Origin of the sequence: Mesorhizobium sp. M7A.F.Ca.CA.004.06.1.1 (assembly GCF_003999135.1) — a bacterium.
Classification (GTDB): Bacteria; Pseudomonadota; Alphaproteobacteria; order Rhizobiales; family Rhizobiaceae; genus Mesorhizobium.
Window position 1 is genome coordinate 1 of the sequence record NZ_RZPQ01001091.1, and the last position, 1405, is coordinate 1405.

1 protein-coding gene is annotated in these 1405 nt (G+C 57.3%); it reads left to right on the forward strand.

The genetic code is table 11. The features are described 5' to 3' along the window. A partial coding sequence (locus EN906_RS34115) for a TadE/TadG family type IV pilus assembly protein (protein WP_245484394.1) occupies positions 1-1236 on the forward strand: 1236 nt, incomplete at its 5' end. Positions 1237-1405: the final 169 nt, after the last annotated feature.

The window sequence follows — 1405 nt, forward strand, 5'->3', positions numbered from 1 at the left end:
CTGCAAGACATGTATGGACTTTGGCGTCAGTTCTGCCGCGACCAACGCGGCAACTATGCTCTTATGACCGTCGTCGCAATGGTTCCGCTCATGGGCGCCCTGGCGATAGCCGTCGATTTCACCGAGATGAGCCGCGAAAAACAGGCGGTTTCGAATGCGCTCGATGCCGCAAACTTCGCCACGGCGCGCCGGCTGACGGAGGGTGCCACCGACGATCAGTTGAGAGCCTATGCACTCGACTTCTTCAATGCCAACCTCAACAAGATCAACCCCGCCAACACGACGCTCACCGTCACCTTGCCAAGCAACACCACCGGGGGCGGCTTGCTCAAGATGAGCGCGCGGCTTGACTACAAACCCTACTTCTATCCGGTCTTCGGCCAGCTCGTCGGCAAATCCGAAACCGACGCCAACCAGAAGATCAGCTTCAATGTCACCTCGGAAGTGCGGCTGAAGAACACTCTTGAAGTCGCTCTGGCGCTCGACAATTCCGGGTCGATGACCAAGACCGGAACGGGCTCGGGGCAAACGCGCATCGACCTTCTCAAGACCGCGGCCAAACAGCTGGTCGACACGCTGGCCCAGCAGGCGGCGATGATCAAGCAGGTCGACAGGCCGGTGCAGTTCGGCCTCGTGCCGTTTGCCGCCTCGGTCAATGTCGGACCCGGCAATGGTAACGCGTCCTGGATGGATACCGAAGGCCTGTCACCGGTATCGAACGAGAATTTCGACTGGTCGACGCTGAACGCAGCCGACAAATATGCCCAGCAGACCAACGGCATCTGGTACAAGCGCGGCACCGGATGGGGTACCGACGAAGGCCAGATGCTGACCCGGTTTTCGCTCTACCGGGACATGAAGGTCGTCACCAACCATGAGCGTGTCACCAACAGCAAGCGCGTGGTTTGCGACGAATACAACTCGAACAACACCTGCAAACGAAGCCATGACGAATATGATTACATCGATTCCTATGGCCCGTTCGCCAGTTGGCAAGGTTGCGTCGAGGCCAGGCCCTATCCCTACAATGCTAACGACGCCGCGCCGTCCGGCGGCTCGGCGAACACCGGCATAGGGGTTGGCGATCCGGCAACGATGTTCGTGCCGATGTTCGCCCCCGACGAACCCGGCAACCATTGGAGGCTCACCCAAGATCCCGATGAGGCCACGCCGACGACCTACGGCGCCGTGAACAGCTGGTGGAACGACGACCCGACAAGCAGCACCGGAAAATAAAGGTTGAGAAAAAGGGAAAAATATGTAAAGAAGAGGAAGAGAAAGGAGAAGGAGAGGGAAGAAGGAAAAGGGAAGAAAGAAAGAGGAGAAAAAAAAAAGAGAAAGAAGAGGAAAGAGGGAAGAGGGGAAAAGGGGAGAAAAGAGAGAAAGGAAGAGAGAGAAATGATGA